Raw genomic sequence first — 23,369 nt, 5'->3', positions numbered from 1 at the left:
AAAAATGCACCTTAATCAGGTGCATTTTTTTCGTCCGGTTTTTTCACAACGGCATAGCGTGCCAGTGTCGCCTTACGCGCCTGATCATGGGCAATCACCGGCGCAGGATAATCCTTACCTAAGCGGACACCTGCGAGTTCCAAGACCTCAGTTGTCTGTGCCCAGGGCGCGTGAATTTGCTTGTTACTGAGCTTGCTTAATTGGGGTAAATACTTGCGAATGAACTTAGCTTCTGCATCAAATTTCTCTGATTGTGTTACAGGATTAAAGATGCGGAAATAGGGTTGCGCATCACAGCCAGAAGAGGCCGCCCACTGCCAGCCACCATTATTTGCCGACAAATCAAAATCATTTAAATGCTGCGCAAAATAACGCTCACCCCAGCGCCAGTCTATCCCAAGGTCTTTGATCAGAAAACAGGCCGTCACCATCCGTAAACGGTTGTGCATATAGCCAGTCTGATTCAGTTGCAGCATGGCAGCGTCGACTAATGGATAGCCAGTACGTCCCTCACACCAGGCCGCGAATAAGGATTCTGCTTGAGCGCCACTTTCCCACTGGATGGCGTCATAATCAGGTTTAAAAGCATGACCAACTACGCGCGGATGGTGATTCAGGATCATGAAATAAAAATCCCGCCAGATCAGTTCATTCAACCAGGTTTGTGCGCCCGATTGGTCTGCCACTGTGCGCACGCAAGCCATCGCCTCTCTGACCAAATGGCGCACTGAGACAGTCCCAAACCGTAAATGTACCGATAGATACGAGGGACCTTTAACTGCTGGATAATCCCGCGCCACATCATATCGATGAATTCGATGTAAAAAATCCTCAAGCAATTTGGCTCCGCCGGACATGCCTGCCGGTATATTCATATGGGAGTCGCTTGTGTCGCTGAACCCCATTGCCTGCAAGCTTGGTATGCTTTCATCCGGAAACGCTCTTAAGCGATCAGCATAGGTTTCAACCGGATAAGGTTTGCTATAAAAGTCGCTGCCTTCTGCATAGAATTTTTTTAGCCACGCGTTTTTATAAGGCGTAAATACTGAAAAAGTTGTGCCAGCCAAGGACAAGACCTCGTCTTTCTCAAAAATCACCTGATCCTTACGGGTATGAAGTGCACAGTTAAAACTGGCGAGCCGAGTTTTAACAATGTTGTCCCGTGCAATTGCCTGTGGTTCGTAATCATGATTAACGAACACTGCAGAGGCATGCAACTCCGCTGCCAGTCTGGGAATTTCATCTTCAGGATCGCCATGCAGGACTATCAGACTCCCGCCCATTTTTTTCAGCTCTTGCGCTAATTCTTTGATGCTTTCGTAGATAAACCAGACGCGTCTGTCGTTGGCAGGCAGTCCTTGCAAAATCGTGGCATCAAATATAAAAACACAATATACCGCTGCGCTGTGTTTCAGCGCGGCATATAAGGCAGCATGGTCAAAGCTACGTAAATCACGTCTGAACCAGACTAAAGAAACGGGCAAAATATTGGTGGAGGCAGGATGGGTTGTCAGGGAAGAAGAGATCATTTTATGAGTTAATTGACATGATTTTCAGGTGGTAATGCCAGCGTTTGCGCACCTTAGCACACATCGAAAAAGCACGCCAAAAATGCTAAAATGTCGAAATGGCGAAGCAAATTAAACCCCCGAAGTCTGACAATCCAGTGCAACAAGAGCCCGAGGCTACTATTGCGCCTGATCAAGTGTCTCCTGCGTCTTCTGGCGTATCTGCTCCAAACTCCTCTGAAGCGCAACACCAACCGCAAGCACCATCTGCATCAGAATTAAATCTGACCAATCATTTTTTGATCGCCATGCCATCCATGCTCGATCCGATTTTTGGTAGAACCGTGATTTACCTGTGCGAACATAATCAGCGCGGCGCGATGGGTTTGGTGATTAACAAGCCGACTGATTTGACAGTAGCAGGCCTGTTTGACCGGATTGATCTTAAGTTAGAAATTATCCCTAATTCCCATCCTATGCGTGAGAAGCCTGTGATGTTCGGCGGCCCCGTGCAGGATGATAGGGGCTTTGTATTGCATGCTCCAGTTGGTAAATTTTCCTCTTCACTTAAAGTAACCGACGAAATTGCTTTCACCACATCGCGCGATGTGCTGGAAGCCGTAGCTTCTGGCGATGGGCCGGAACAAGTCATGGTCAGTATTGGTTATGCCGGATGGAGTGCGGGTCAGCTTGAACAAGAAATTTTAGCCAACGGCTGGTTGACGGTAGCAGCAGATGCCAAAATTTTGTTCGACCTGCCGATAGAAGATCGATTTCTGGCAGCAATAAAATTACTCGGCATTGATCCGCTGATGCTCGCCTCCGAGGCAGGACACGCCTGATGACAAGTCTCGCTATGTCTGCTCCAGAACCGAATACTTCCCCCATTTCCGCCCCCGCTATTGTTCCTGGTTCTATTCCTCTTACAGGCACGATATTGGCATTTGATTTTGGTTTGAAGCGTATCGGTGTTGCTGTTGGTAATACCGTGCTCAGACAGTCGCAGGCGCTCTCTATCATCAGCGCTGCTACCAATGATGCTAAGTTTGATGAAATTGCTGTGCTGATCAAATCCTGGCAACCTATTTTATGTGTGATTGGTTTACCCATGCATCCCGACGGTGCCGAACATGAAATGACGCAGCGCTGCCGGCGGTTTGCTAATCAACTGCATGGCCGGTTTTCCGTGCAGGTGGAGTTGGTTGATGAACGCTATTCTTCCGCCGTCATCCATGCTAAACGTGGTGAGCGTATTGATGCACAAGCTGCGGCACTCATATTGCAACAATATTTTGATGCCACGAATTGACTCTAGTAATTTATTCATTAACTTCCTAATAACTGATTCCATCAATGAAGCTTGCTATGACCACTACGAAGCAGTTACCAGACGCAGAGACGCTCTACCAGCAATTGCTGGCACAAATTAAGGCGCGTGTTGCCAACGATGATCATCTAGCGATTGTTGGTATTTATTCCGGTGGTGCGTGGCTTGCCGAGCGACTAACCGCTGATTTAGGGCTGCAGATAAAACCTGGATTTATCGACGTCTCGTTTTATCGCGATGATTATGCCGAAAAAGGTCTGCACGCCGAGGTCAAGCCGACCCAAATTCCGTTTGATGTGAACGGTGCCAGCATTATCCTGGTCGATGATGTGCTCTATACCGGTCGCACCACGCGGGCAGCGATTAACGAACTTTTTGATTACGGTCGCCCTGCAAAAATCATGCTGGCTGCTTTACTGGATCGCGGTGGCCGCGAACTACCGATCGCCGCTGATTTCGTGGCCCACACTGCTGAATTTGAACCCTCTTCATCCGTCAATCTGCGACGTGCAGATTCAGGACAACTTAGCTTCTCAATCGATCATGCATAATCCCCAACTCAATAAAAATGGCGAACTCCAGCATCTGCTGACGATTGACGGCTTGCCAAAATCCATCGTCAATCATATTTTGGATACCGCCTCCTCTTTCGTCAGTATCAGCGACAGAGAAGTCAAAAAAGTACCTTTGATGCGCGGTAAAAGTGTCTTCAACCTGTTCTTTGAAAACTCTACCCGTACCCGCACCACGTTCGAGATTGCCTCAAAACGTTTGTCTGCTGATGTAATCAATCTTAATATTTCTGCCTCCAGTACCAGCAAGGGCGAATCGTTATTAGATACGATAGACAATCTGGCTGCGATGCATGCCGATATGTTTGTTGTGCGCCATGCCACCTCAGGCGCACCGTTTCTGATTGCCAAACACCTCAACGACACCAAGCAAAATCATGTGCATGTGATCAATGCCGGTGACGGGCGTCATGCGCATCCAACCCAAGGTTTGCTGGACATGTACACCATCCGTCACTACAAAAAAGATTTTACTAATCTGACGGTCGCTATTGTCGGGGACGTATTGCATAGCCGTGTTGCGCGCTCCGACATCCACGCACTGACGACCTTAGGCGTGCCAGAGGTGCGTGTGATTGGCCCGCGTACTTTGTTGCCGGGTGGCTTAGAGCAGATGGGCGTGCGCGTGTTTAATAATATGGATGAAGGTCTCAAAGGCGTCGATGTGATCATCATGCTGCGCCTGCAGAATGAGCGCATGAGTGGCGCCTTACTCCCTTCCGCGCAAGAATATTTTAAAAGCTACGGCTTAACACCGGAGCGACTGGCATTAGCAAAACCAGATGCTATCGTGATGCATCCAGGTCCGATGAATCGTGGTGTAGAGATTGATTCTGCGGTCGCCGATGGCCCGCAGGCAGTGATCTTGCCGCAGGTGACATTTGGGATCGCGGTGCGGATGGCGGTGATGAGCATCGTCGCTGGGAATTAATTAGAACTTACGCAAAACCGCCCCAACTGCGTTGTAGCTCCTAGCTGTACTAAAGTACTAACTTCGTCGCTACGCCTTGCTGGCACAATTTTTTGTAAGTCCTTTTAATATTATTACGTAGAAAATAAAGAAGAAAAACCAGAATGAAACTACACATCAAAAATGGCCGTGTGATTGATCCTGCCAACCAGATCGACGGCGTGCAGGATATTTATATTGCCGCTGGCAAGATCGTCGCCATTGGTCAGGCGCCTGCTGATTTTGTCGCGAATAAAATCATAGATGCGACCGGATTGATTGTCGCGCCAGGCTTGGTCGATCTCAGCGCCCGCTTGCGTGAGCCGGGTTTTGAATATAAAGCTACTTTAGAGTCCGAGTTGCAAGCCGCCATGCGCGGTGGCGTGACTAGTCTGGTTTGTCCGCCAGATACTGATCCAGTACTGGACGAATCCGGTCTGGTTGAGATGCTCAAACAACGTGCCAAAATCCAAAACAAGGCACATGTTTACCCCTTGGGCGCACTCACCGTTGGATTGAAAGGCGAAGCCCTGACAGAAATGTCTGCGCTGACCGACGCTGGTTGCATCGGCTTTTCGCAAGCGGATGTCACCATTGCCGACACCAATATATTGCAACGCGCACTGCAATACGCCAGCACTTTTGCTTACACCGTCTGGCTGCGTCCGCAAGATGCTTTTATTGGTAAAGGTGGCGTAGCCCACAGTGGGCCCTTGGCATCGCGCCTTGGCTTATCCGGTGTGCCCGTTATGGCAGAAACGATTGCACTGCACACCTTATTTGAATTGATGCGTGCGACAGGTGCCAAAGTCCATCTGTGTCGTATTTCATCTGCTGCCGGGTTAGATCTAGTGCGGCAGGCAAAAAAAGAAGGTTTGCTCCTCACTTGCGATGTCGGCGCGCATCACGTTCACCTGACCGATGCCGACATCGGCTACTTCGACGCCAATGCCCACCTCACGCCGCCACTGCGAAGCCAGCGTGACCGCGATGCGATCCGTAGCGCATTGTTAGATGGCACGATAGACGCCATCTGCTCAGACCACACGCCGGTCGATGATGATGAAAAACTGCTGCCATTTGCCGAGGCATCACCCGGTGCCACTGGTTTGGAATTGCTCTTGTCGCTGACTCTGAAATGGGTAGAGGACAGCCACGGCACAGTCTCCATGACGCAAGCTTTGTCGACAATCACCAACAGTGCCGCCAAGGTCGCCAGCTTGCCTTGCGGTGCGTTGAGTGTCGGCAGCGTCGCCGACCTGTGTCTGTTCGATCCAGCAGCCCGTTGGTTGGTTGAACCCAAAGCCCTGACTAGTCAAGGCAAGCACACGCCATTTATCGGTTATGAACTACCCGGCATCGTCAAAGCCACCATCGTATCTGGTCATGTAGCCTATGAAGTGGTCTAACCAAAGTCGCTAGTTCGTACACAGTTGGCTGACTTAAGTGCCTGTTGTTTGGAAAAAATAGGGGAGTATGGGTAATAATCATACTTAATGTCCAAATAATATATGGACAATTAAAAATACCCACTCCCAGTATATATTTAACTAAAATAGGACTTACGCAAAATTGTCCCAATAAGGCGTATAGATGACGACAGTGCTTCGCTACGGTTAGGTGCTGCAACGCGGTTGGGGCGGTTTTGCGTAAATCCTGTAAAAAAGATACAGGGTAGGTATGATAGCTTGGCGTTTTATACGTATCATCGTTCACTTGTTTGCGGGCATGCTCACCTGTGCGGTGATTTTTCCGTTGACTAGCACTGCAACCCACGAGGCGCTAATCCGCCGCTGGTCTAAAAACTTACTTACCATTTGCAAAGTCAGAGTGCGCTTGATTGATCGCGCAGCCGACTCACCGTCAACGCACGCGTCTTCCAACGTGCTGGTTGTATCCAATCATGTTTCCTGGCTAGATATTTTCGTATTAAATACGCTGCAACCCTGCCACTTCGTCGCCAAATCCGACATCCGAAAATGGCCACTGGTCGGCTGGCTGTGCGAAAAGGCGGGCACGATTTTTTTAGCCCGCGGCAAGCAACGCGAAGTACGTCGCATCTATGAAGGCCTGGTACACCAGATCGAAGCAGGCAAACGCATCGCCTTTTTCCCCGAAGGTACCACTGCAGCACAGGGTGCAATTTTGCCGTTCCATGCCAATCTGTTTGAAGCCGCCATCGAAGCCCGCGTCCCGGTCCAACCTTTTGCCATCCGCTATGTTGATGCTCAAGGAGCATTGCACACCGCAGCGGATTTTATCGGCGAGATGACCTTCGTCGAAAGCATGCGACTGATTTTGCAAGGCGGTGGCATGACAGCGGACCTCATTCGTCTACCAGTCATTTCAACTGAAAACGCACACCGGAGAGAGGTAGCACAAGCGGCTTGGGTGGCGGTTGGCGATGGATTGGATTCGTAAGCACGATAATCGATAAAACTTTCTACTTCTGCCTGTGCATATTAATTTAATAAGTAGTCGATTTTTCCCAGTGTTTTAAAGAAACATTATAGACTCCTTAAGGTTCTCACTTCTCTTTAACCCGTCGACAGGAAAACGATTATGTCAAAGCTATTGGATTATTTGAACGTGCTCGATAAAGATGCTACTGCCCGTGATGCACACAACTCAGATCCTGCTGGAGCAATGACCACTTTTGGTTTGACCGAGGAAGAGCAGGATGCGTTTATGTCTGGAGATATGAGCGAAGTTGCAGAGTTGCTTGGCATCCCAATGGAAGAGTTGCCTAATCCTCAAGTAACTCAATCGCCATAGCAAAAAATCCTTGTCGTTTTTTGTTTGAAATAAACCAAAGGAGGGAATATTTTGAGGCAGATAGTATCAATTTGGTTTTTGATTCTACTTAGCTTCACGCCCTCTGCGTTTGCTCACAGCTATGCAGAAATCGACGAAGAGCTTAAACAATTTGTACAGTATTTAGATCGTGATATAGAAAAAGCCAGTCTTTTGTTGGAACATCTGGCAGCAGAAAAGAAGCAGTTTAATACTGAGCAAATCAATCAATTTACGCTTTACAAAGCCTCCTACTTAGGATTTGTTGGTCGCAACAGAGAACGGATCGATTTAGTTAAATCTGTAATCGACCAGGTCAGTGATAAAAACCTGAAAGCTAAATTTTTATATCAGCTTTCTGACTAGTACACGAATTTAGGTGAGTATGACAATGCCCTAAATACGATGAATCAAAGCATTTTATTGCTTCCTCATATAGATCGTTTTACTGCCAAGTTAGGCATACTCCAGTCTGCAACAAGCCTGTTGCTGTCTCTTCGCGCATATGACGATGCATTATCCTATGCTAATAGAATGCTGGATATTCCAAGTCCAGAGGGGGATTTTCAAGCCAAATGTATTGGCTATACAAATCAAGTACAGATTAACTTTGAGCGTGGCAACCGATTAGCAGCACGTTCCGCGATGAAAGATGCGTTGGATAATTGTAATGCCAACGGACGAAAAGGTATTGTTCTGATTTTGCAAGTTTATGAGGTCGTAGATTTGATTGATACCGGCTCGTATCAACAAGGGATCAGACAAGGCGTAATCCTGGCCGCGGCTTTTTCTAAAAGTGAACAAGGTACAGACGATTTTTCTAAGTTATTAGAAGCTTTATCAAGAGCTTATTTAAAGACAGGGCAACTAGATATCGCTGAGAGCTACAGTTTAAGAGCTTTGCAACTTGCAAAAATTAACCAGTCTATTCAATTGATGGCGAAGCTTAATACTACGATGTCCGCCATCAAACGAGCACAAGGTCAATACGCTAGTGCGCTCGACTACTACGACATGTCGCTGGCACTCAAAGACAAAATTTTGGATGAGCAATTACGGAAAAATATCGCTTATCAGCGTGTTCAGTTTGACTCCAAAGATAAAGCGAATCAGTTGGTATTATTGGAAGAGAAAAATAAAGCTTTAATGCTTGAACAGCAATTAGAGAGACGTAATAATTTGGTATTGGTATTTCTGATGGTAGCCATTACTTGCCTGATGATGTCAATCTTGTTTTGGTTGATGAAGACCTTGAAGCAAAAAAATCTGTTCCGGCAGTTTTCTCAGATCGACGGTTTGACACAGGTAGCTAACCGTACGCACTTTATCCATTGCGCTACTGAAGCATTTGATAAAAATCCCAATGGCATGAGTATCATTTTATTTGATATGGACTTGTTTAAAAAGGTGAATGACACCTATGGTCATGCTACCGGCGATTGGGTTTTAAAAAACGTGACTGAGGTAGTACAAGCACAGCTACGCGACGTCGATTTGCTAGGCCGGCTCGGTGGTGAAGAGTTTGCGATTTGCATGCCAGATTCCACAGTCGATACCGCGATGGCGTTAGCAGAGCGCTGTCGCGCAGCAATTGCCGTGATCGATACTGTTACCAGCGGACACCAATTTGATTTATCCGCCAGTTTTGGTGTATCTAGTTTTTTTGCAGGACCTGAGCGCTCTTTTAAAGTGACGCTGGAAGCCGCGGATCGCGCTTTATATCATGCGAAATCGCAGGGGCGCAATTGCGTGTCTGCTCATTATTGATTCTTCCTCAATCGCTTATTCTACCAAGATCATTTATGTCTAATCAAAAGCAAGGAAAGTTAATTTGTGTCGGCACGGGCATGCGTATGGCCGGACAACTCACGCCGATTGCCCAAAGTTATATTGAACATAGCGATATCGTCATTGCCGCCGTGCCTAATTTATTTGCCCGCAAATGGCTACAAGGTATCGCTAAAGAATATATCTGCCTGCTCGGCTATTACAGCGATGTGAAGATCGAAGGGAAAGATCGTCGTGATACCTATCGCCGTATGGCGGACACAATTCTGGATCAGGTGCGTGCCGGTAAAACTGTCTGTGCGGCGTTTTATGGACACCCCGGTATTTTTGCCTGTATCGCTCACATGGCAATCGCGGATGCCAGAGCCGAGGGTTATAGCGCCGTGATGGAGCCAGGTATTTCTGCAGAGGATTGTCTGGTGGCAGATATCGGGATTGATCCGGCCAAAACGGGCATGCAGTCCATCGAGACAACCCAATTTATGATCTACCAGCATGTGCTTGATACAACCTGCCTGCAAATCTTATGGCAGCCTGGCTTAGCGGGTGATTTGAGCATGAAGAAGTTTGAGACTAATGCTGCGCATTTACAAATACTAGTGAATAAACTGGCTCGTTACTATCCTCTGGAGTATGAAGTCATTTTGTATGAGGCTGCCACCAACCCGATGGAAAAGACGCGTATTGATAAAGTACGTTTAGGCGACCTACCGACTGCGATGCTCAAAACAATTACGACGCTGGTGATTCCACCAGCACAGGCGATGCAATTGGATCAGGCGGTCGTGGATCAGTTGAACGCGATTGCTGAAGCGAGTCAATTGAGTCAGCAAGCAGCGTAAGCTTGATCGCCTCGTTATGGAATTAAAACTGTAGGGTGCGCCATGCGCACCAGCAAAGATGAGTGTGGTGCGCATGGCGCACCCTACGGTTAAAATCATCGTCCAATGATAATGCGGCTTGCAGGCCATTTTCGTGCCAGAAGCCGCAGAATGATTGGACACTCCGTTTGATATTTTTTAAATTAAAGTCGTATAGATCATCTAGCCTTAGCCCGGTTTTTGCTGCTGCGGGCAATCGACTTGCACTACGCTGTGATCATTCAGGCATACCGCCGTCAGCTTGCCACCCCAGACGCAGCCAGTGTCTAAACTCAACAAGTCGTCACGAATGATCAAGCCCAGTGTTGACCAATGGCCAAAGGCAATTGGTTTGCCTGCGGTCTGACGACCTGGAACGTCAAACCAAGGGAAATAACCATCAGGCGTGTCGTCCATACCCTCTTTGCTGGCAAAATCCATTCGTCCATCGCTGCTGCAAAAGCGCATCCGCGTCAGTGCGTTGACGATGCCGCGGTAGCGGTCTGCACCTTGCAGAGTATCGCTCCATTGATCGGGTGTGTTGCCATACATCTGATTCAAAAAATCGACATAGGCATCGCTACGTAAAACTGCTTCTACCTCGTGTGCTAAGTTCAAGGTTTCTGCTATTGTCCATGCGGGAAAAACGCCAGCATGTATCAGCAGATGATCTTGCTCGAACAATGCCAGCGGTCGATGACGCAACCAGTTTAATAATTCTTCCCGGTCGGGTGCGGCTAAGATGTCGTCAATGGTGTCGTCGCGATGCGCTTTCCGGATTCCGTTGGCGACGGCGAGTAAATGCAGATCGTGATTGCCCAATACGCTATCAGCACGTTCACCAAGACTACGAATCAGGCGCAACGTGGCTAGGGACTTGGGGCCACGGTTGACCAGATCGCCCGCAAATAACAAGCGGGGAGCAGGGGCGTGCTGCGGGCCTTGTTGCGGTACATCTTTGTCTATCAGCGCAATCAGTTCTAACAACTGATCATGGCAACCCTGGATGTCGCCAATGACAAATACCTTGTTAGATTGGGCTGAGGTAGTCAATGCTCTGCACCTAAACGTTTAGATTCTGAGCGGCTAATCTGCGCATCTTGTTTTTGTTTGTCGCGCATACTGACCGTCATCATCGTCGGCCAGCCGATCAGATGTTGCTCGGTAATTTCTGCTAGCCCGCGCATCCACTCTGGCGATTCATTCAGGCAGGGAATGTAATTAAATTCTTTGCCACCAGCATGTAAAAATTCATCACGGACTTCCATCGCGATTTCTTCCAAGGTCTCGAGGCAATCCGCGATAAAGCCCGGACAAACTACATCAATACGTTTGGTACCTTGTTGCCCCAGCGCTTTTACTGTCGGGGCGGTATAAGGTTGCAACCATTCTGCGCGCCCCAGCCGTGATTGGAAAGTGACGACATATTGTTCTTTGGTCAGACCTAACTGTTCCGCTAACAAACGGGCGGTTTTATAGCATTCGCAATGATAGGGATCGCCGCGCATTAAAAAGGCTTTTGGCAATCCATGAAAACTCATCACCAGTTTGTCCGGGCGGCCATAGCTTTGCCAGTGGTTCATGATCGAGAATCGGAGTGCACGGATGTAGGAATCATGGTCGTGATAACTTCTGACCATACGCAACTCGGGCATGTTTCTAATTTTTTGATAATGCTGAAAAACTGCATCTGCGTTTGCTCCCGTTGTCGTCGCTGAATATTGCGGGTAGGCAGGTAAAATCAAAATCCGGTCATAGCCATCGGTTTTTAATTTTTGTAAAACGGTCGGGATGTTAGGAGAGCCATAGCGCATTGCATGAGTCACATGGACCTCATGTCCACGTTCTCCTAAATAGCCTTTTAACAGTACGGCCTGTTTTTCGGTATGTACCTTTAACGGCGATCCATCCTTGGTCCAGATCGACGCGTATTTAGCTGCGGACTGTTTGGAGCGAAATGGCAAAATAATTAAATTTAAAATCAGCCACCAAATCATGCGAGGTACTTCTACCACCCGCGGATCAGATAAAAATTCTTTCAGATAGCGACGCACTGCGGAGGTCGTCGGCGCATCTGGTGTGCCGAGGTTGATTAAGACAACAGCGATTTTGCCTATTTTGCCGTGGGTGTGATCTGGTTCTTTGAGGAAGCGCATAGTTTTTATTAAAGTGTTTTAAATTAAGATGCCAGTAATTCTCTGGCATGTTTGCGCGTCGTAGCGGTGATTTCTAGTCCGCCTAGCATACGGGCAATTTCTTCTACCCGTTGTTTGGAATCGAGCCTGGCGATCTGCGAATGGGTTTTGCCATCATTACTGTTTTTGCTGACTTCAAAATGTTGATTGGCCTGACTGGCGACTTGCGGTAAATGGGTCACGCAAAGCACTTGCCGGTCTTGCCCTAAACGTTTTAGCAGACGCCCGACGACTTCTGCAACACCGCCACCGATACCGCTATCCACCTCATCAAAAATCAGTGTCGGTGTGGCAGTCGCGCAAGAGGTGATGACCGAGATTGCCAACGAAATACGCGCTAGCTCGCCACCAGATGCTACCTTCGCCAGCGATCTTGGTTGTACGCCGGCATGGCCCGCTACCTGAAATTCGATTTGTTCTAAGCCGTAACTGGCTGGTTCGCATTCAATTAAAGCGATCGCAAATGATCCGCCACTCATACTCAAATCTTGCATCGCTGTTGTCACTGCAGCGGACAATTCTTGGGCTGTCTTACGACGTGCTTTGGATAACTGCTGTGCATTTTTTTTATAGGTGGCAAACGCTTTTTCTTCCTGCGCTTTGAGTGCCTGAATATCTGATGCATCTGCCAATTGAAGCAACTGTTCGGACAAGGTCGCAAACTCTAAATGTAAGGTCTCAGGCGTCACATGAAAGCGGCGCGCAGTGGAGTGAATAATTTCCATCCGCGCTTCTACCGTGCGCAAGCGTGCCGGATCAAGTTCGATCCGGCTCAGATAATCATTTAATGCATAGCTGGTTTCTTGCAAATTGATACGGGCGGAATCCAGTACATCAATCACAGGTTGTAGAGCCGCATCGTAATCTAATAACTTCGATAATTTTTGTTGTAGTGAAGACAGCTGCGACAACATAGGATGATCGGATTCTGTGATTAGATCGGCGGCTTCTTGCGCACCTTCCAGCAGACTGGCGGCATGTGCCAGACGGCTATGTTCATGGCTGATGGTTTCCCACTCGCCAGGCTGGATTTGCAGCTTATCGAGTTCTTTAACTTGCCATTCAAGACGTTCTTTTTCTAGCAAAACGTTTTTGGAGTCGCGTTCAAACTCCGCTCTTTGTTTGACCAGATTGCGCCAGGTTTTAAATAATTGTGCGACCTCTTGCGCGGATGCTTGCAAGCCACCTTGCATATCCAGCAGCGCCCGTTGCGCATCACTTTTAAGTAAAGACTGGTGTGCATGCTGACCATGAATGTCGACTAACAAATCGCCCAGTTCACGTAACTGTCCTGCGGTGGCGGTGATGCCGTTGATATAGGCTTTGGAGCGACCGGCGTTGTCGATCACCCGACGCAAAATGAGTTGATTGTCGTCATTAGCAAAGTCATGCTCCGTCAGCCATAGGGATGAATTGGCGTCTAAAGAAAATTCTGCACAGATATCGGCACGAGCGGCACCTTCACGCACCATACTGGCATCGCCACGTCCTCCTAAAGAGAGGCTGAGGGCATCAATCAATATGGATTTACCAGCGCCGGTTTCGCCAGTAAACACGGTGAAACCAGCAGAAAAATCGAGTTCTATCGCATCGACGATAACAAAATCACGGATAGCAAGCGTGCGCAGCATAAGGGGATTCGGTGTAAAAAAGAGATAACAAGAGGTGGAATGAATGCAAAAAATGCGCTGCTATCAACCGATAGCTGGTGTCGTTTTACGCTGACTATTTTAACGTAAAGCGCCCTCTACTGACGGGTACTCATTCCAATGCAATTTTTGCCGCAAGGTGTCGTAATAGTTCCAGCCTTTTGGATGTAAAAAGGTGACTGTATGAGCGGATCGCTGGATCACGATTCTGTCTTTGTAGATCAGGCTAGCGAAGGATTGCATATCAAAATTGACGCTGATATCTCGTCCGGCGACGATTTCAATTACGATCTCGCTGGAGTCCGGCAACACTATCGGGCGATTGGACAGGGCATGCGGCGCAATCGGCACCATCACAATGCCGCTCAGGCTAGGATGCAACAATGGTCCACCGGCCGAGAGCGCATAGGCCGTTGAGCCTGTAGGGGTAGAAACGATCAGACCGTCGGAGCGCTGGTTGTACATAAAATGCTGATCGACATCGACCCGCAGTTCCACCATGCCAGAGCCGGTGCCACGCGACACCACAACATCATTAAATGCCATTCCGCTAAAAATCTGCTCGCCGTCACGGATCACAATACCTTGTAGCAAACTGCGTTTTTCGGATTCGTAATTACCTTCCAGCATTTCTGTAATGACGGGCAGCATGCGATCCAGCGGAATATCGGTAATAAAACCAAGCCGTCCCTGATTGATACCGATTAGCGGCACATTGTAGGGGGCAAGCTGGCGGGCGATCCCTAGCATCGTGCCATCGCCACCGAGGACAATCGCGGCGTCAGCATTTTTTCCGATATCAGGTACCGACAGCACGCTAAAGCCTTCCACCGAGATGTTTTGTGCAGTCTCTTCGTCGAATACGACAGTGTGACCGGCCTGGCCTAAAAAATCGGCTAGCTCAGTCAAGGATTCGATAATGCCTGCGGCGTTATATTTGCCTATCAGTGCGATTGTTTTAGACGAGGAGGTCATAAAGGTTGGTAATGTGAGCACGGATGACGGAATGACTCAGATTAGACCATAATTGCGTTCGATTTGGATATTCCAAATAGCGACAAGCTGTTGCGATCCGCTGTAATCCGTTGGAATCGGGCAAAAATCACAAAAATAGATGAGAAGCGAAGATGAGTAGTCCTAAGATTAAAGCGGTGCTGTTCGATTTAGACGATACCTTGTGGCCCGTCGCACCAGTGATTCAATATGCCGAGGCGAGCTTATACCAGTGGATGATGTTTAATACGCCAGAAGTAGCGCAACATTATTCGATTGACCGCATGCGCAGTTATCGTGAAAAACTGGTCAAAACCAATCCGCGCTTCCAATATGATTTGTGGTCGCTGCGCCACGCTTTATTGTCGAAGTTATTCCTGGAATTTAAAGTTGATGTGACAAAGGCAGATGAGGCCATGGCAGTCTTTGCCGATGCTCGTAATAAAGTCAGCTTATATGATGATGTGGTGCCAGGTTTGCAGGCATTGAGCAAACGGGTTGAACTGGGGTCCATTTCTAATGGCTTTGCCGATTTGCATGTCATTGGACTGGCCCCACATTTCAAAGTTTCGCTCGCCGCCCACAAGTTTGGCTGCCCCAAGCCCGATCCAAGAATCTTTAGTGCTGCATGCAATGCCTTAGATTTGCCGCCAGAACAGGTGATGTATGTCGGCGATGATTTGCTATTGGACGTGGAAGGGGCGCAACGCGCCGGTATGCAAGGCGTCTGGATGAACCGCCACCAAGTCGCACAAGACAAGCCACATCATGCACATATTAAGCCAGATGCCGTGGTAGCGAGTGTGCATGATGTGCTAGCGATGTTTTAATGAATTTCAATATACTCCCTAAATTTTTTTTAAAAAATACCAAATTGTTCAGATAATGCATGGACAGTTTATTTATGCTGGGTAGGAGTATATTTTATTGTCATCCTTTGCAAGGAGCTCGACGTCTAGTCGTCGGAGCTTCATTTGGCATGCGAATCAAGCTGCCGATAATGGCGAGCTTGCACTCAGTACGGCAGCGACAAACATGACCAGTAATAAAGCGAATGCCTCTATCCGTAATACCAAAATAAATCGCCGTGTAGCGCCAGCGTGAGCGTGATCCGGCGCTGCAAGTGCCAGCAGCAAATCAGGCATCACATAAAAACGGTTATATCCGCCTAGCGCTGCGGCACCAATTACCAGTGCAATTTTAAGTAGCAGAGTAATGCCGTACGCACTGTCTGTGATTGCGCTGACACTGTTGACGTCACCTAGCCCTCGCCATACGTTTAGGCCACCGGTTATAAAAATGCCGACTAACCCCCAGCTAGCAGAGTGCGACAGTACAGTGACATAACTAATGCAATCGCGTCGGTGATCTTGCAGCGAGCCTACCGGTTTGGCGAGCACGCTCAATCCCGCGATCAGTACTTCTCCAACCCATAAGCTGACCAATAGCAGATGCACCCAATCGATCATCACTGACCAGGTGAAATCACCGGATATCACCGCATGACTAACGACACTGCGGCTGTAAGCAAATACTCCGATGCAGATTGCGAGGATGATTTGTTGAGTCCGTAAATGTTGATGAGATGTCGTTAGTTTCGATAGGAATATATTGATAAAAACGACCATGACCAAGGCGGAAGCGCCGACCAAATAAGCGTGTCCAAAATGGGTACTGGTTGCCAGTGCGATGCCGGCATCCCACGATGCTAGTAGCGGCAGTTCAGCCATAACTGCAGCTTCTATCCACAGTACGCCGGTACTGGCGATTAGTGTGATGATTGTTGAGATTGTCAGGATGCGCTGCAAGCGTGACGCAGCAGTAAGTGCCCAGGATGATGGTTGCCTTGTTAATCCCGCAAGGCTCTTCCGGTTGCCTCCCCAGCTAAGCCCAGAGCTAAGCCAGACTTGTGACGCCAGCGCGCCAAGCATAATCGCAAATGCCAGATTTAACGCCCAGGTAGCCAGATGCTGTATTGCTCCTATTTCTGCCACTTACTTCACCTTAAAGCTAAATGTGCCTTTGGTTTTATGACCGTCTTGCGTCATGGCTGTCCATTGCACCTGATAGTCTCCTGCGGACAAGTTGGGTACAGCAACCGAGATGATTTTAGGATTGGTTTTATCAACGATACTTTTGTCTAAAGCCAGCGCGATTTTTTTTGCATCTAGCAATTGTATTTTGCTGAATGTCTCTTCCAGATTTTCATTAAACTGGATACGGATTTCTTTTGGTGACTGATCTAGCACCTCGGCCGCTTTCGGTGATGACGATTCCAGTTTGCCATGCGCATGCGCGTGCAGCGAGGTAAGTCCTGCCAACAACAAAAAGCTTGTGGCTACTAATTTTTTGATGTTTCTTGAGTTCATATTGAGTCCTGATGACGGATGATTAAGGATAACTAAATAGGGATAACTAAGTGAGGACAACCAAGATACCTTAAGGATGATGCATATGTCCCTCAGGCTTACGGATTTGTACTTCAATCTCTTTTTCAGGCTTGATGTTTTCTGGCGCCGCTTGAGTCCCTTCTGGTGAAAGACGTTTTGCCTCAGGTAGCGCGCCCGCCCATTCAAATGCGACCGTACCTTTGGGATGCTGATACCAGCCCGGATCTTTATAGTCGCCCACAGCTTGATTTTTACGTACTTTGACGACGCTAAACATACCACCCATATCGACAGAACCGAATGGGCCGTCGCCCGTCATCATCGGTGCGGTGTTATCCGGTAGTGGCATTTGCATCTGGGCCATATCCGCCATACCACTGTCGCCCATTGCCATGTATGCGGGAATTAAATCGGTAATTTCCTTAGCGACTTTGGCGTGATCAACGCCGATCATGGTCGGTACGGTATGCCCCATAGCATTCATGGTGTGATGCGATTTGTGGCAATGAAATGCCCAATCACCTTCTTCATTAGCGATAAATTCGATCTGACGCATTTGCCCTACCGCGATATCGGTAGTGACTTCAGGCCAGCGTGCTGTTTTTGGGATCGCTCCGCCATCGGTACCGGTGACCTGGAACTCATGTCCGTGGATATGAATCGGATGATTTGTCATCGTCAGATTGCCGATGCGTATCCGCACCTTGTCATTTTTGCGTACGACCAAGGGATCAATGCCGGGGAAAATCCGGCTATTCCAGCTCCATAAATTAAAATCCAGCATCGTCATAATCTTAGGCGTATAAGCCCCGGGATCAATGTCGTAGGCATTCAACAAAAATACAAAATCACGATCAACCTCATCGATTAACGGATGTTTCGTTTTGGGATGGGTAATCCAAAATCCCATCATACCCATCGCCATTTGCACCATTTCGTCGGCATGCGGGTGATACATAAAGGTGCCGGGACGACGTGCCACAAACTCATAGACAAAGGTTTTTCCGGGCTGAATTGACGGCTGGGTCAGACCAGATACACCATCCATCCCATTGGGCAGGCGTTGCCCATGCCAATGCACGCTGGTATGTTCTGGCAAACGATTCGTCACAAAAATCCTTACCCGGTCGCCTTCAACGACTTCGATCGTTGGGCCCGGCGATTGACCGTTATAACCCCATAGATGTGCTTTAAAGCCGGGTGCCATTTCACGTACGACTGGCTCTGCGACTAGATGGAATTCTTTGACACCCTGATTCATCCGCCAAGGCAGTGTCCATCCATTGAGTGTCACCACCGGGTTGTAGGGCCTGCCCGTAGTCGGGTGTAGTGGCGGCATGGTATCTGGTGTGATTTGTGTGGCTGGTTCGGGCAATGCGGCCATGGCCACTTTGCTCACAGAAGCGCCGGTAACTGCGGCGGCGATGGTGCCTGCCACAGCGCCAGCCATCGTACCCATACCACTTAAAAAATGTCGACGATTGGTCATAATAATTCCTTAGTGTTCTGCGGCAGAACCGGAGACAGAGATCATTGTGGATTGTGATGAAGTCATGCTGGGCTTGCCAGTCATGCTCATCTCCAGGTCTGCTTGTGCAAGCCAAAAATCTTTGAGCGCATCGATCGCGCTATTGACGCTGGTAATTTGTGAGCGCGCATCGGCCAGCAGATCAAATACGCTGATAAACATGCCGTTATAGCGGAGTTGATTCTCTTGTGAAATACGTTTTTTTAAGGGAACGACCTCATCCCGATAATGCCTGGCGATGTCATAACTGGCGCGATAGTTAGCATAGGCTTCCCTAATTTCAGAGCGGGCTTCCAAAGCAGTCTGGCTGGCTTGATTGACTGCCTGCATGTAGAGCGCCTCGGCTTTGGCAGTGCGTGCAGTGCCCCAGTCAAATAGTGGCAACTCTAGGTGTACTTCATAACCATGTTGCGTTGCTTGTTGGTTGGAGGTATTTCGTACGCCGCCGAGCTCCAGTACGTTGATAAAGCGGGTAACTTTATTCAAGCTCAAACTCTCTGCTAACTGCTGCGTATTCAGCTTAGCTACCTGCACATCCAGTCGTTGGACAACGAGCTTGTTGATCACCGTTGCTTCTTCATCCGGTTCAGTCTTGATATCAGTCAGAGCCAAAAACTCGGGAAGATCAGGTAAGCGCTCAGGTAGTTTGAAACTCGTTACGCCAGTATTTTCCTCACTGAATTGATCTATTCCAAGCAGGCGAATCAAACGCTCGCGACTGCGGATGCGGGCTTGATCAGCACGCGCCAGATTCAACGCTGTGTCGGAATAAAAGCTGAGTTCACGCGCCTCTTGCAGGGCATTAAAGTTGCCCGCTGCTTTCATGCGCTTGGCCAGTTCTGCGCCGGCTTCGGCAGATCTTTTGACTTGTTGAAGATAGCGTACGGACTCTTCTGCTGCCACCGCAATGAAGTAGGCTTTACGGGTTTCTGCCACCAGGTTCAGCATATCCATCATGACCTAACGCTGGGTTTGTTCAAAGCGATGACGCTCCATTTTGTTCGTGAGTGGCATCGCAATCAAGCGGGCAATATTGAAGCTGATGCCCCGATCAAATTCCACTTCATCACCGCGTCGCAAGCGGCTAAAGCTGAAACCAGGATTGCTCATGCGACCTGCCTGTACCAGATCAGATTCAGCAATGCCCAACGTATCAAATGAGGCCTGCAAGCCTTTGTTATTCAGCAGCGCGAGTTGCACTGCTGCGTCAACCGTTAATGCTTGAGCGAGTAATTCTTTATTGCGGTCGTTGACTTGCTGCCGGTCTACATCACTTTTAATCCACTGCACGTTTTTATGCAGTTTGTCGGTAGCTGTTTGTTGTACAACAGCGAAGCCACCGTCCTGGCTAAATGAGGCGCAGGCAGAGAGCATGATGCACGCCGTAAATGCCGAGCAGAGTTTTATGTAGCGGCGCGATCGCTTTGGTAATAGATAAATAATGTCCCAATATGCATAGGACGATTTTAGGTAATTCATGCGATACCTCTTGGTTAGTCATCCAGCGAATGGTAGAAATTCCCATTGATGGAGACAGAAAAAAGTAGATTAACTATGGCTTATAGTTTTGGGCTTGCAGCATGCGAGTGCTGACACTGTATGACCGCAATGACAAATTGCGGACGCGACAAGACACTGCTTAAGCGAAAAATCGAGGAGGGCGTTCTGGACCGTTGGTAATAAATCCAACGTGGGAGATGGTTTGAAAAGCGATACATTCAGATGCTGCTGCATTGACTTGCGGTTTGATCGCATCACTCAGAATCACAGCACCGACACAGCAAGCGGCGCAGGCACTGCATTTATGCTTGACCGATAGATTGGTGTCGCTACTGTGGTGGCTATGGCTATTATTGCTAGCTGCATTACTCACTGTATTGTTCACCTGATCGCTCAGCATATCGTGATGCATTTCATCATGCATGACTCGCTGATTTGATGGACTTGCGTGCTGTTGCATTGGGTGTGATGGGTTCATATGATGCTGACTGCCGCACATCAGCATAGAGGCCGCCGCGAACCCTTGCAGCGGGATCGCAATTATCAATATCCATAATAAGAATAGTCTGACGGGCTTTTTCATATGTCGACGATTATAGCGGGAAAACACGCTAGCAGACATCGCACCAGTGTTGATGCGATTCCATTTGGTTTCTGTTTTGATCTACGTTTTGATCTCAGTCCGCTACACAATTGCCTATGGGTTATTAATATACTGTCATATGTATATATGAAGTGTCCATATAAAGTCTGGACAATAAGAGATATTTTATAAAAAATAGGGGGAGTATATTTTTTTACGTAAGAATGTAGTGCTGGGTGATCTCGCCGTATGTCGGTTAATTCAGATGGACGTCACGTTTTCTAATCGGTATTTATATCGATCCTTGGTTCACACGTTTGGACAAAGCCTCGGCACTCTCTTTACGTTCGCTGTATCGATCCACCAGATACGGTGCGACATCGCGTGTCAGCATTGTGAACTTCATCAACTCTTCCATCACATCCACCACACGGTCGTAATACGCTGATGGCTTCATCCGTCCCGCATCATCGAATTCTAAAAATGCTTTGGCGACTGATGATTGATTGGGTATCGTCAGCATTCGCATCCAGCGACCCAAAATGCGCAACTGATTGACAGCATTGAACGATTGCGATCCGCCGGAAACTTCCATGACTGCCAGCGTTTTACCCTGTGTCGGACGCACAGCGCCGATTGACAGAGGAATCCAGTCTATCTGCGCTTTCATAATCCCGGTCATCGCGCCATGGCGTTCTGGCGAGCACCAGACCATGCCTTCCGCCCACAAAGATAAATCACGTAACTCTTTGACTTTGGGATGATCCTCCGGCGCGCCGTCCGGCAAAGGCAAACCTTGTGGATCGAACACGCGTACCTCACCGCCCATCGCTTCTAACAAACGAGCCGCCTCCAGCGTCAGTAATTTGCTATACGAGCGCTCGCGTAGCGAACCATACAGCAGCAAAAAACGCGGCGCATGTGTGGTAGGCGCTGCGGGTCTTAACTGTGTATTGTCAGGTACTGCAAATAAGTCCTGATCTAGATTAGGCAGATCATTTAGCTTGGACACGGCGAACCTCGTTATCAATCAATTCGATCACTTTTTCGCCATCTTCTTTGACGAATTCACCCAGTTGCGGTAACGGTAAAATATCTAGCACCAGTTCCGACGGTCTGCATAGTTTCGTCCCCATCGGGCTTACGACAATCGGGCGGTCGATCAGGATGGGATGCGTCAGCATAAAGTTGATTAGCTCATCGTCAGTCCATTTGCTGTCGTCCAATTTGAGCTCTTCGTACGGCGTCCCTTTTTGTCGTAGCAAGCCACGAACCGGGATGCCCATGGCCGTAATTAACTCCAGCAATTTATCGCGACTTGGCGGCGTGATCAGGTATTCAATGACCGCCGGCTCGACACCAGTATTGCGGATTAATGCCAGCGTATTGCGCGAGGTGCCGCATTTGGGATTGTGATAAATCGTGATCGTCATGGAGGTCCGCCTAGGTAATTAAGTAATTAAGTAATTAAGTAATAGTTAGCTTAAAAAATATTGAGAGTAGCCGGAATGATTTAAGCAAAATCGTTGGGCGCAAGCTTGCTTGCTATGCTTTTTACTTCTGACAGCGGTGCTGGATAAAGCCAGCAAAATAGTAAAGTCGCAGCGGCCGCACCTAGCAACTGGGCAGCGATAAAGCCCGGCGTATCTGCCGGTCTGATTCCTGCAAAGGTATTGCTGGAGGCGCGCGCTAGAGTTACTGCTGGATTGGCAAACGATGTCGAGGAGGTGAACCAATATGCTGCTGTGATGTAAGTGGCGACGGCAAATGGCGTCAAACTTGGCTTGCTGCGCGAGCAGCCGATGATGGTGGCAATTAAGCCAAAAGTCGCAACAAACTCACTCCACCACTGGCCAGCACCGGTTCGTACATGTGTTGATGCAAAAAATAATGGATCATCAAACATGTAATGTGCAGCTGCCACACCCGCAAATGCCCCAACAATTTGAACGGCGATATAAGCTAACAATTCTGATGAGGGCAAATTTTTTTGCCATGCTTCGGATAGGCTGACTACCGGATTAAAATGCGCACCGGAGACCGCGCCAAACATCAAAATCAAGGCAACTAAACCAGTCCCGGTCGCTATCGCATTCGCCAGCAGAGCGATTGCAATATTGCCAGCGGACAAGCGTTCGGCCATGATGCCAGAGCCGATCACAATCGCGAGCAAAAACGCCGTACCCAGACCTTCGGCGACCAGACGTCGGGATAAGTTCGCTTTGATCCGATTATTAGCGGAGATTTGGGTCATAGGTTTGCAGTACTGCCGTGATTATTCTCTCGCTCGGTGACTTGCTGATCCACCGGTGCGCAGGTCGCGTTTGGAGAGCAAGGATTTCCGCCACAACAGTTTTCCGTCAAAAAGCCGATCAGATCATTCATCACCGTAAAATTGGCGGCGTAAATCATAAATCTCCCATCTTGTTGCACCGTAATCAAACCGGCATGCATCAGCTCTTTTAGATGAAAGGATAAAGACGATGGCGCAATGCCAAGGAGTTCGCTGATTTTGCTGGCGATGACGCCGCTGGGACCACTTTGGACTAGCAAGCGGAAGATCGCCAGGCGGGAATCTTGGGCAATCGCGGCGAGGGCGCTAACAGCTTGTTTAGTTTCCATATTTAATTCCCCTTGTTTTAACCTAGATTTTCCATCAGACCGCTACCACTTCGCAAAAAACGCAGACGGCGTGCGGTCTTCAGAGGGATAACACCACCGCGATTTGAGTGCG

At 48.5% G+C, this 23,369-nt stretch carries 26 protein-coding genes; 11 read left to right on the top strand and 15 right to left on the bottom strand.

Features of this window, described 5'->3' with window-relative positions; genetic code table 11:
• Positions 1 to 11 precede the first annotated feature (11 nt).
• Complete coding sequence (locus AAKU61_RS07770) at positions 12 to 1,529, bottom strand: cryptochrome/photolyase family protein (RefSeq protein ID WP_354331080.1); 1,518 nt, start codon at positions 1,527 to 1,529, stop codon at positions 12 to 14.
• A gap of 98 nt (positions 1,530 to 1,627) precedes the next feature.
• On the opposite strand from AAKU61_RS07770, the gene AAKU61_RS07765 reads away from it, so the two are divergent.
• The 10 genes from AAKU61_RS07765 to AAKU61_RS07720 all read left to right on the top strand — a co-directional run bounded on the left by AAKU61_RS07765 (position 1,628) and on the right by AAKU61_RS07720 (position 9,779).
• Positions 1,628 to 2,350 carry a YqgE/AlgH family protein gene (locus tag AAKU61_RS07765; protein WP_354331078.1) on the top strand — a complete coding sequence of 241 codons (723 nt, stop codon included), beginning with the start codon at positions 1,628 to 1,630 and terminating at the stop codon, positions 2,348 to 2,350.
• Positions 2,350 to 2,817, top strand: a complete 468-nt coding sequence (gene ruvX, locus AAKU61_RS07760) for a Holliday junction resolvase RuvX (RefSeq protein ID WP_354331076.1) — start codon at positions 2,350 to 2,352, stop codon at positions 2,815 to 2,817. Before AAKU61_RS07765 ends, ruvX begins: the two co-directional genes overlap by 1 nt.
• 56 nt (positions 2,818 to 2,873) lie before the next feature.
• Positions 2,874 to 3,386: a bifunctional pyr operon transcriptional regulator/uracil phosphoribosyltransferase PyrR gene (gene pyrR / locus AAKU61_RS07755; RefSeq protein ID WP_354331074.1), complete on the top strand. Its 513-nt coding sequence runs from the start codon at positions 2,874 to 2,876 to the stop codon at positions 3,384 to 3,386.
• Positions 3,379 to 4,338 (top strand): aspartate carbamoyltransferase catalytic subunit, encoded by a 960-nt coding sequence (locus AAKU61_RS07750; protein ID WP_322121374.1) that lies wholly within the window; start codon positions 3,379 to 3,381, stop codon positions 4,336 to 4,338. Before pyrR ends, AAKU61_RS07750 begins: the two co-directional genes overlap by 8 nt.
• A 143-nt stretch (positions 4,339 to 4,481) precedes the next feature.
• Positions 4,482 to 5,765: a dihydroorotase gene (locus AAKU61_RS07745; RefSeq protein WP_354331072.1), complete on the top strand. Its 1,284-nt coding sequence runs from the start codon at positions 4,482 to 4,484 to the stop codon at positions 5,763 to 5,765.
• A gap of 271 nt (positions 5,766 to 6,036) precedes the next feature.
• Positions 6,037 to 6,777 (top strand): lysophospholipid acyltransferase family protein, encoded by a 741-nt coding sequence (locus AAKU61_RS07740; protein ID WP_354331070.1) that lies wholly within the window; start codon positions 6,037 to 6,039, stop codon positions 6,775 to 6,777.
• Positions 6,778 to 6,918: 141 nt separating this feature from the next.
• The gene (locus AAKU61_RS07735) at positions 6,919 to 7,131 is read left to right on the top strand and encodes a hypothetical protein (RefSeq protein ID WP_354331068.1); all 213 of its coding nucleotides are present in this window, start codon (positions 6,919 to 6,921) and stop codon (positions 7,129 to 7,131) included.
• Between the two features lie 51 nt (positions 7,132 to 7,182).
• Positions 7,183 to 7,515, top strand: coding sequence for a hypothetical protein (locus AAKU61_RS07730; RefSeq protein ID WP_354331066.1), 333 nt, complete (start codon positions 7,183 to 7,185; stop codon positions 7,513 to 7,515).
• Positions 7,516 to 7,554: 39 nt separating this feature from the next.
• Positions 7,555 to 8,916 (top strand): tetratricopeptide repeat-containing diguanylate cyclase, encoded by a 1,362-nt coding sequence (locus tag AAKU61_RS07725; RefSeq protein ID WP_354331064.1) that lies wholly within the window; start codon positions 7,555 to 7,557, stop codon positions 8,914 to 8,916.
• A gap of 35 nt (positions 8,917 to 8,951) precedes the next feature.
• A complete protein-coding gene (locus AAKU61_RS07720; RefSeq protein WP_354331062.1) occupies positions 8,952 to 9,779 on the top strand; it encodes an SAM-dependent methyltransferase in 828 nt (275 codons plus the stop codon).
• Between the two features lie 207 nt (positions 9,780 to 9,986).
• Here the strand turns inward: AAKU61_RS07720 and AAKU61_RS07715 are convergent, their stop codons facing one another.
• The 4 genes from AAKU61_RS07715 to AAKU61_RS07700 form a co-directional block, all read right to left on the bottom strand.
• Positions 9,987 to 10,850 carry a symmetrical bis(5'-nucleosyl)-tetraphosphatase gene (locus AAKU61_RS07715; RefSeq protein WP_354331060.1) on the bottom strand — a complete coding sequence of 288 codons (864 nt, stop codon included), beginning with the start codon at positions 10,848 to 10,850 and terminating at the stop codon, positions 9,987 to 9,989.
• Positions 10,847 to 11,953 (bottom strand): ferrochelatase, encoded by a 1,107-nt coding sequence (gene hemH / locus AAKU61_RS07710; protein ID WP_322121380.1) that lies wholly within the window; start codon positions 11,951 to 11,953, stop codon positions 10,847 to 10,849. The genes AAKU61_RS07715 and hemH overlap by 4 nt, the downstream gene beginning before the upstream one ends.
• Positions 11,954 to 11,976: 23 nt before the next feature.
• Positions 11,977 to 13,623 (bottom strand): DNA repair protein RecN, encoded by a 1,647-nt coding sequence (recN, locus tag AAKU61_RS07705; protein WP_354331058.1) that lies wholly within the window; start codon positions 13,621 to 13,623, stop codon positions 11,977 to 11,979.
• 99 nt (positions 13,624 to 13,722) lie between these two features.
• Positions 13,723 to 14,616 (bottom strand): NAD kinase, encoded by an 894-nt coding sequence (locus tag AAKU61_RS07700; protein WP_322121382.1) that lies wholly within the window; start codon positions 14,614 to 14,616, stop codon positions 13,723 to 13,725.
• 152 nt (positions 14,617 to 14,768) lie between these two features.
• Between AAKU61_RS07700 and AAKU61_RS07695 the strand changes: the two genes are divergently transcribed.
• Positions 14,769 to 15,464 (top strand): HAD family hydrolase, encoded by a 696-nt coding sequence (locus AAKU61_RS07695; RefSeq protein ID WP_354331056.1) that lies wholly within the window; start codon positions 14,769 to 14,771, stop codon positions 15,462 to 15,464.
• A gap of 156 nt (positions 15,465 to 15,620) precedes the next feature.
• Here the strand turns inward: AAKU61_RS07695 and AAKU61_RS07690 are convergent, their stop codons facing one another.
• The 10 genes from AAKU61_RS07690 to AAKU61_RS07645 all read right to left on the bottom strand — a co-directional run bounded on the left by AAKU61_RS07690 (position 15,621) and on the right by AAKU61_RS07645 (position 23,257).
• Entirely contained in the window at positions 15,621 to 16,628 is a 1,008-nt protein-coding gene (locus tag AAKU61_RS07690) for a CopD family protein (RefSeq protein WP_354331054.1), read from the bottom strand.
• Entirely contained in the window at positions 16,629 to 17,003 is a 375-nt protein-coding gene (locus AAKU61_RS07685; protein WP_354331052.1) for a copper resistance CopC family protein, read from the bottom strand.
• Between the two features lie 70 nt (positions 17,004 to 17,073).
• Positions 17,074 to 18,513: a multicopper oxidase family protein gene (locus tag AAKU61_RS07680; protein WP_354331051.1), complete on the bottom strand. Its 1,440-nt coding sequence runs from the start codon at positions 18,511 to 18,513 to the stop codon at positions 17,074 to 17,076.
• A 9-nt stretch (positions 18,514 to 18,522) separates the two neighbouring features.
• A complete protein-coding gene (locus AAKU61_RS07675; RefSeq protein WP_354331049.1) occupies positions 18,523 to 19,506 on the bottom strand; it encodes a TolC family protein in 984 nt (327 codons plus the stop codon).
• A 6-nt stretch (positions 19,507 to 19,512) separates the two neighbouring features.
• Positions 19,513 to 20,031, bottom strand: a complete 519-nt coding sequence (locus AAKU61_RS07670) for a hypothetical protein (RefSeq protein ID WP_354331047.1) — start codon at positions 20,029 to 20,031, stop codon at positions 19,513 to 19,515.
• Between the two features lie 160 nt (positions 20,032 to 20,191).
• Entirely contained in the window at positions 20,192 to 20,635 is a 444-nt protein-coding gene (locus tag AAKU61_RS07665) for a hypothetical protein (RefSeq protein ID WP_354331045.1), read from the bottom strand.
• Between the two features lie 292 nt (positions 20,636 to 20,927).
• Positions 20,928 to 21,662: an arsenical resistance protein ArsH gene (arsH, locus tag AAKU61_RS07660; protein ID WP_354331156.1), complete on the bottom strand. Its 735-nt coding sequence runs from the start codon at positions 21,660 to 21,662 to the stop codon at positions 20,928 to 20,930.
• Positions 21,631 to 22,068, bottom strand: a complete 438-nt coding sequence (gene arsC / locus AAKU61_RS07655) for an arsenate reductase (glutaredoxin) (RefSeq protein WP_354331043.1) — start codon at positions 22,066 to 22,068, stop codon at positions 21,631 to 21,633. Before arsC ends, arsH begins: the two co-directional genes overlap by 32 nt.
• An 80-nt stretch (positions 22,069 to 22,148) precedes the next feature.
• On the bottom strand, positions 22,149 to 22,889 hold the full coding sequence (locus AAKU61_RS07650; protein WP_354331041.1) for an aquaporin: 741 nt from the start codon (positions 22,887 to 22,889) through the stop codon (positions 22,149 to 22,151).
• Entirely contained in the window at positions 22,886 to 23,257 is a 372-nt protein-coding gene (locus tag AAKU61_RS07645) for an ArsR/SmtB family transcription factor (RefSeq protein WP_354331039.1), read from the bottom strand. Before AAKU61_RS07645 ends, AAKU61_RS07650 begins: the two co-directional genes overlap by 4 nt.
• Positions 23,258 to 23,369: the final 112 nt, after the last annotated feature.

Origin of the sequence: Undibacterium sp. GrIS 1.2, assembly GCF_040544435.1 — a bacterium.
Taxonomy (GTDB): Bacteria; Pseudomonadota; Gammaproteobacteria; order Burkholderiales; family Burkholderiaceae_D; genus Undibacterium.
The sequence above is the reverse complement of the archived record's forward strand: the minus strand, read 5'-3'. Positions and strand labels throughout refer to the sequence as shown.

Bases quoted from the DNA above. Each gene is read 5' to 3' on its own strand.
- AAKU61_RS07770 (WP_354331080.1), bottom strand. From the start codon at position 1,529: ATGATCTCTTCTTCCCTGACAACCCATCCTGCCTCCACCAATATTTTG.
- AAKU61_RS07765 (WP_354331078.1), top strand. From the start codon at position 1,628: ATGGCGAAGCAAATTAAACCCCCGAAGTCTGACAATCCAGTGCAACAA.
- ruvX (WP_354331076.1), top strand. From the start codon at position 2,350: ATGACAAGTCTCGCTATGTCTGCTCCAGAACCGAATACTTCCCCCATT.
- pyrR (WP_354331074.1), top strand. From the start codon at position 2,874: ATGACCACTACGAAGCAGTTACCAGACGCAGAGACGCTCTACCAGCAA.
- AAKU61_RS07750 (WP_322121374.1), top strand. From the start codon at position 3,379: ATGCATAATCCCCAACTCAATAAAAATGGCGAACTCCAGCATCTGCTG.
- AAKU61_RS07745 (WP_354331072.1), top strand. From the start codon at position 4,482: ATGAAACTACACATCAAAAATGGCCGTGTGATTGATCCTGCCAACCAG.
- AAKU61_RS07740 (WP_354331070.1), top strand. From the start codon at position 6,037: ATGATAGCTTGGCGTTTTATACGTATCATCGTTCACTTGTTTGCGGGC.
- AAKU61_RS07735 (WP_354331068.1), top strand. From the start codon at position 6,919: ATGTCAAAGCTATTGGATTATTTGAACGTGCTCGATAAAGATGCTACT.
- AAKU61_RS07725 (WP_354331064.1), top strand. From the start codon at position 7,555: ATGAATCAAAGCATTTTATTGCTTCCTCATATAGATCGTTTTACTGCC.
- AAKU61_RS07720 (WP_354331062.1), top strand. From the start codon at position 8,952: ATGTCTAATCAAAAGCAAGGAAAGTTAATTTGTGTCGGCACGGGCATG.
- hemH (WP_322121380.1), bottom strand. From the start codon at position 11,953: ATGCGCTTCCTCAAAGAACCAGATCACACCCACGGCAAAATAGGCAAA.
- recN (WP_354331058.1), bottom strand. From the start codon at position 13,623: ATGCTGCGCACGCTTGCTATCCGTGATTTTGTTATCGTCGATGCGATA.
- AAKU61_RS07700 (WP_322121382.1), bottom strand. From the start codon at position 14,616: ATGACCTCCTCGTCTAAAACAATCGCACTGATAGGCAAATATAACGCC.
- AAKU61_RS07695 (WP_354331056.1), top strand. From the start codon at position 14,769: ATGAGTAGTCCTAAGATTAAAGCGGTGCTGTTCGATTTAGACGATACC.
- AAKU61_RS07685 (WP_354331052.1), bottom strand. From the start codon at position 17,003: ATGAACTCAAGAAACATCAAAAAATTAGTAGCCACAAGCTTTTTGTTG.
- AAKU61_RS07680 (WP_354331051.1), bottom strand. From the start codon at position 18,513: ATGACCAATCGTCGACATTTTTTAAGTGGTATGGGTACGATGGCTGGC.
- AAKU61_RS07675 (WP_354331049.1), bottom strand. From the start codon at position 19,506: ATGGATATGCTGAACCTGGTGGCAGAAACCCGTAAAGCCTACTTCATT.
- AAKU61_RS07670 (WP_354331047.1), bottom strand. From the start codon at position 20,031: ATGAATTACCTAAAATCGTCCTATGCATATTGGGACATTATTTATCTA.
- AAKU61_RS07665 (WP_354331045.1), bottom strand. From the start codon at position 20,635: ATGAAAAAGCCCGTCAGACTATTCTTATTATGGATATTGATAATTGCG.
- arsC (WP_354331043.1), bottom strand. From the start codon at position 22,068: ATGACGATCACGATTTATCACAATCCCAAATGCGGCACCTCGCGCAAT.
- AAKU61_RS07650 (WP_354331041.1), bottom strand. From the start codon at position 22,889: ATGACCCAAATCTCCGCTAATAATCGGATCAAAGCGAACTTATCCCGA.
- AAKU61_RS07645 (WP_354331039.1), bottom strand. From the start codon at position 23,257: ATGGAAACTAAACAAGCTGTTAGCGCCCTCGCCGCGATTGCCCAAGAT.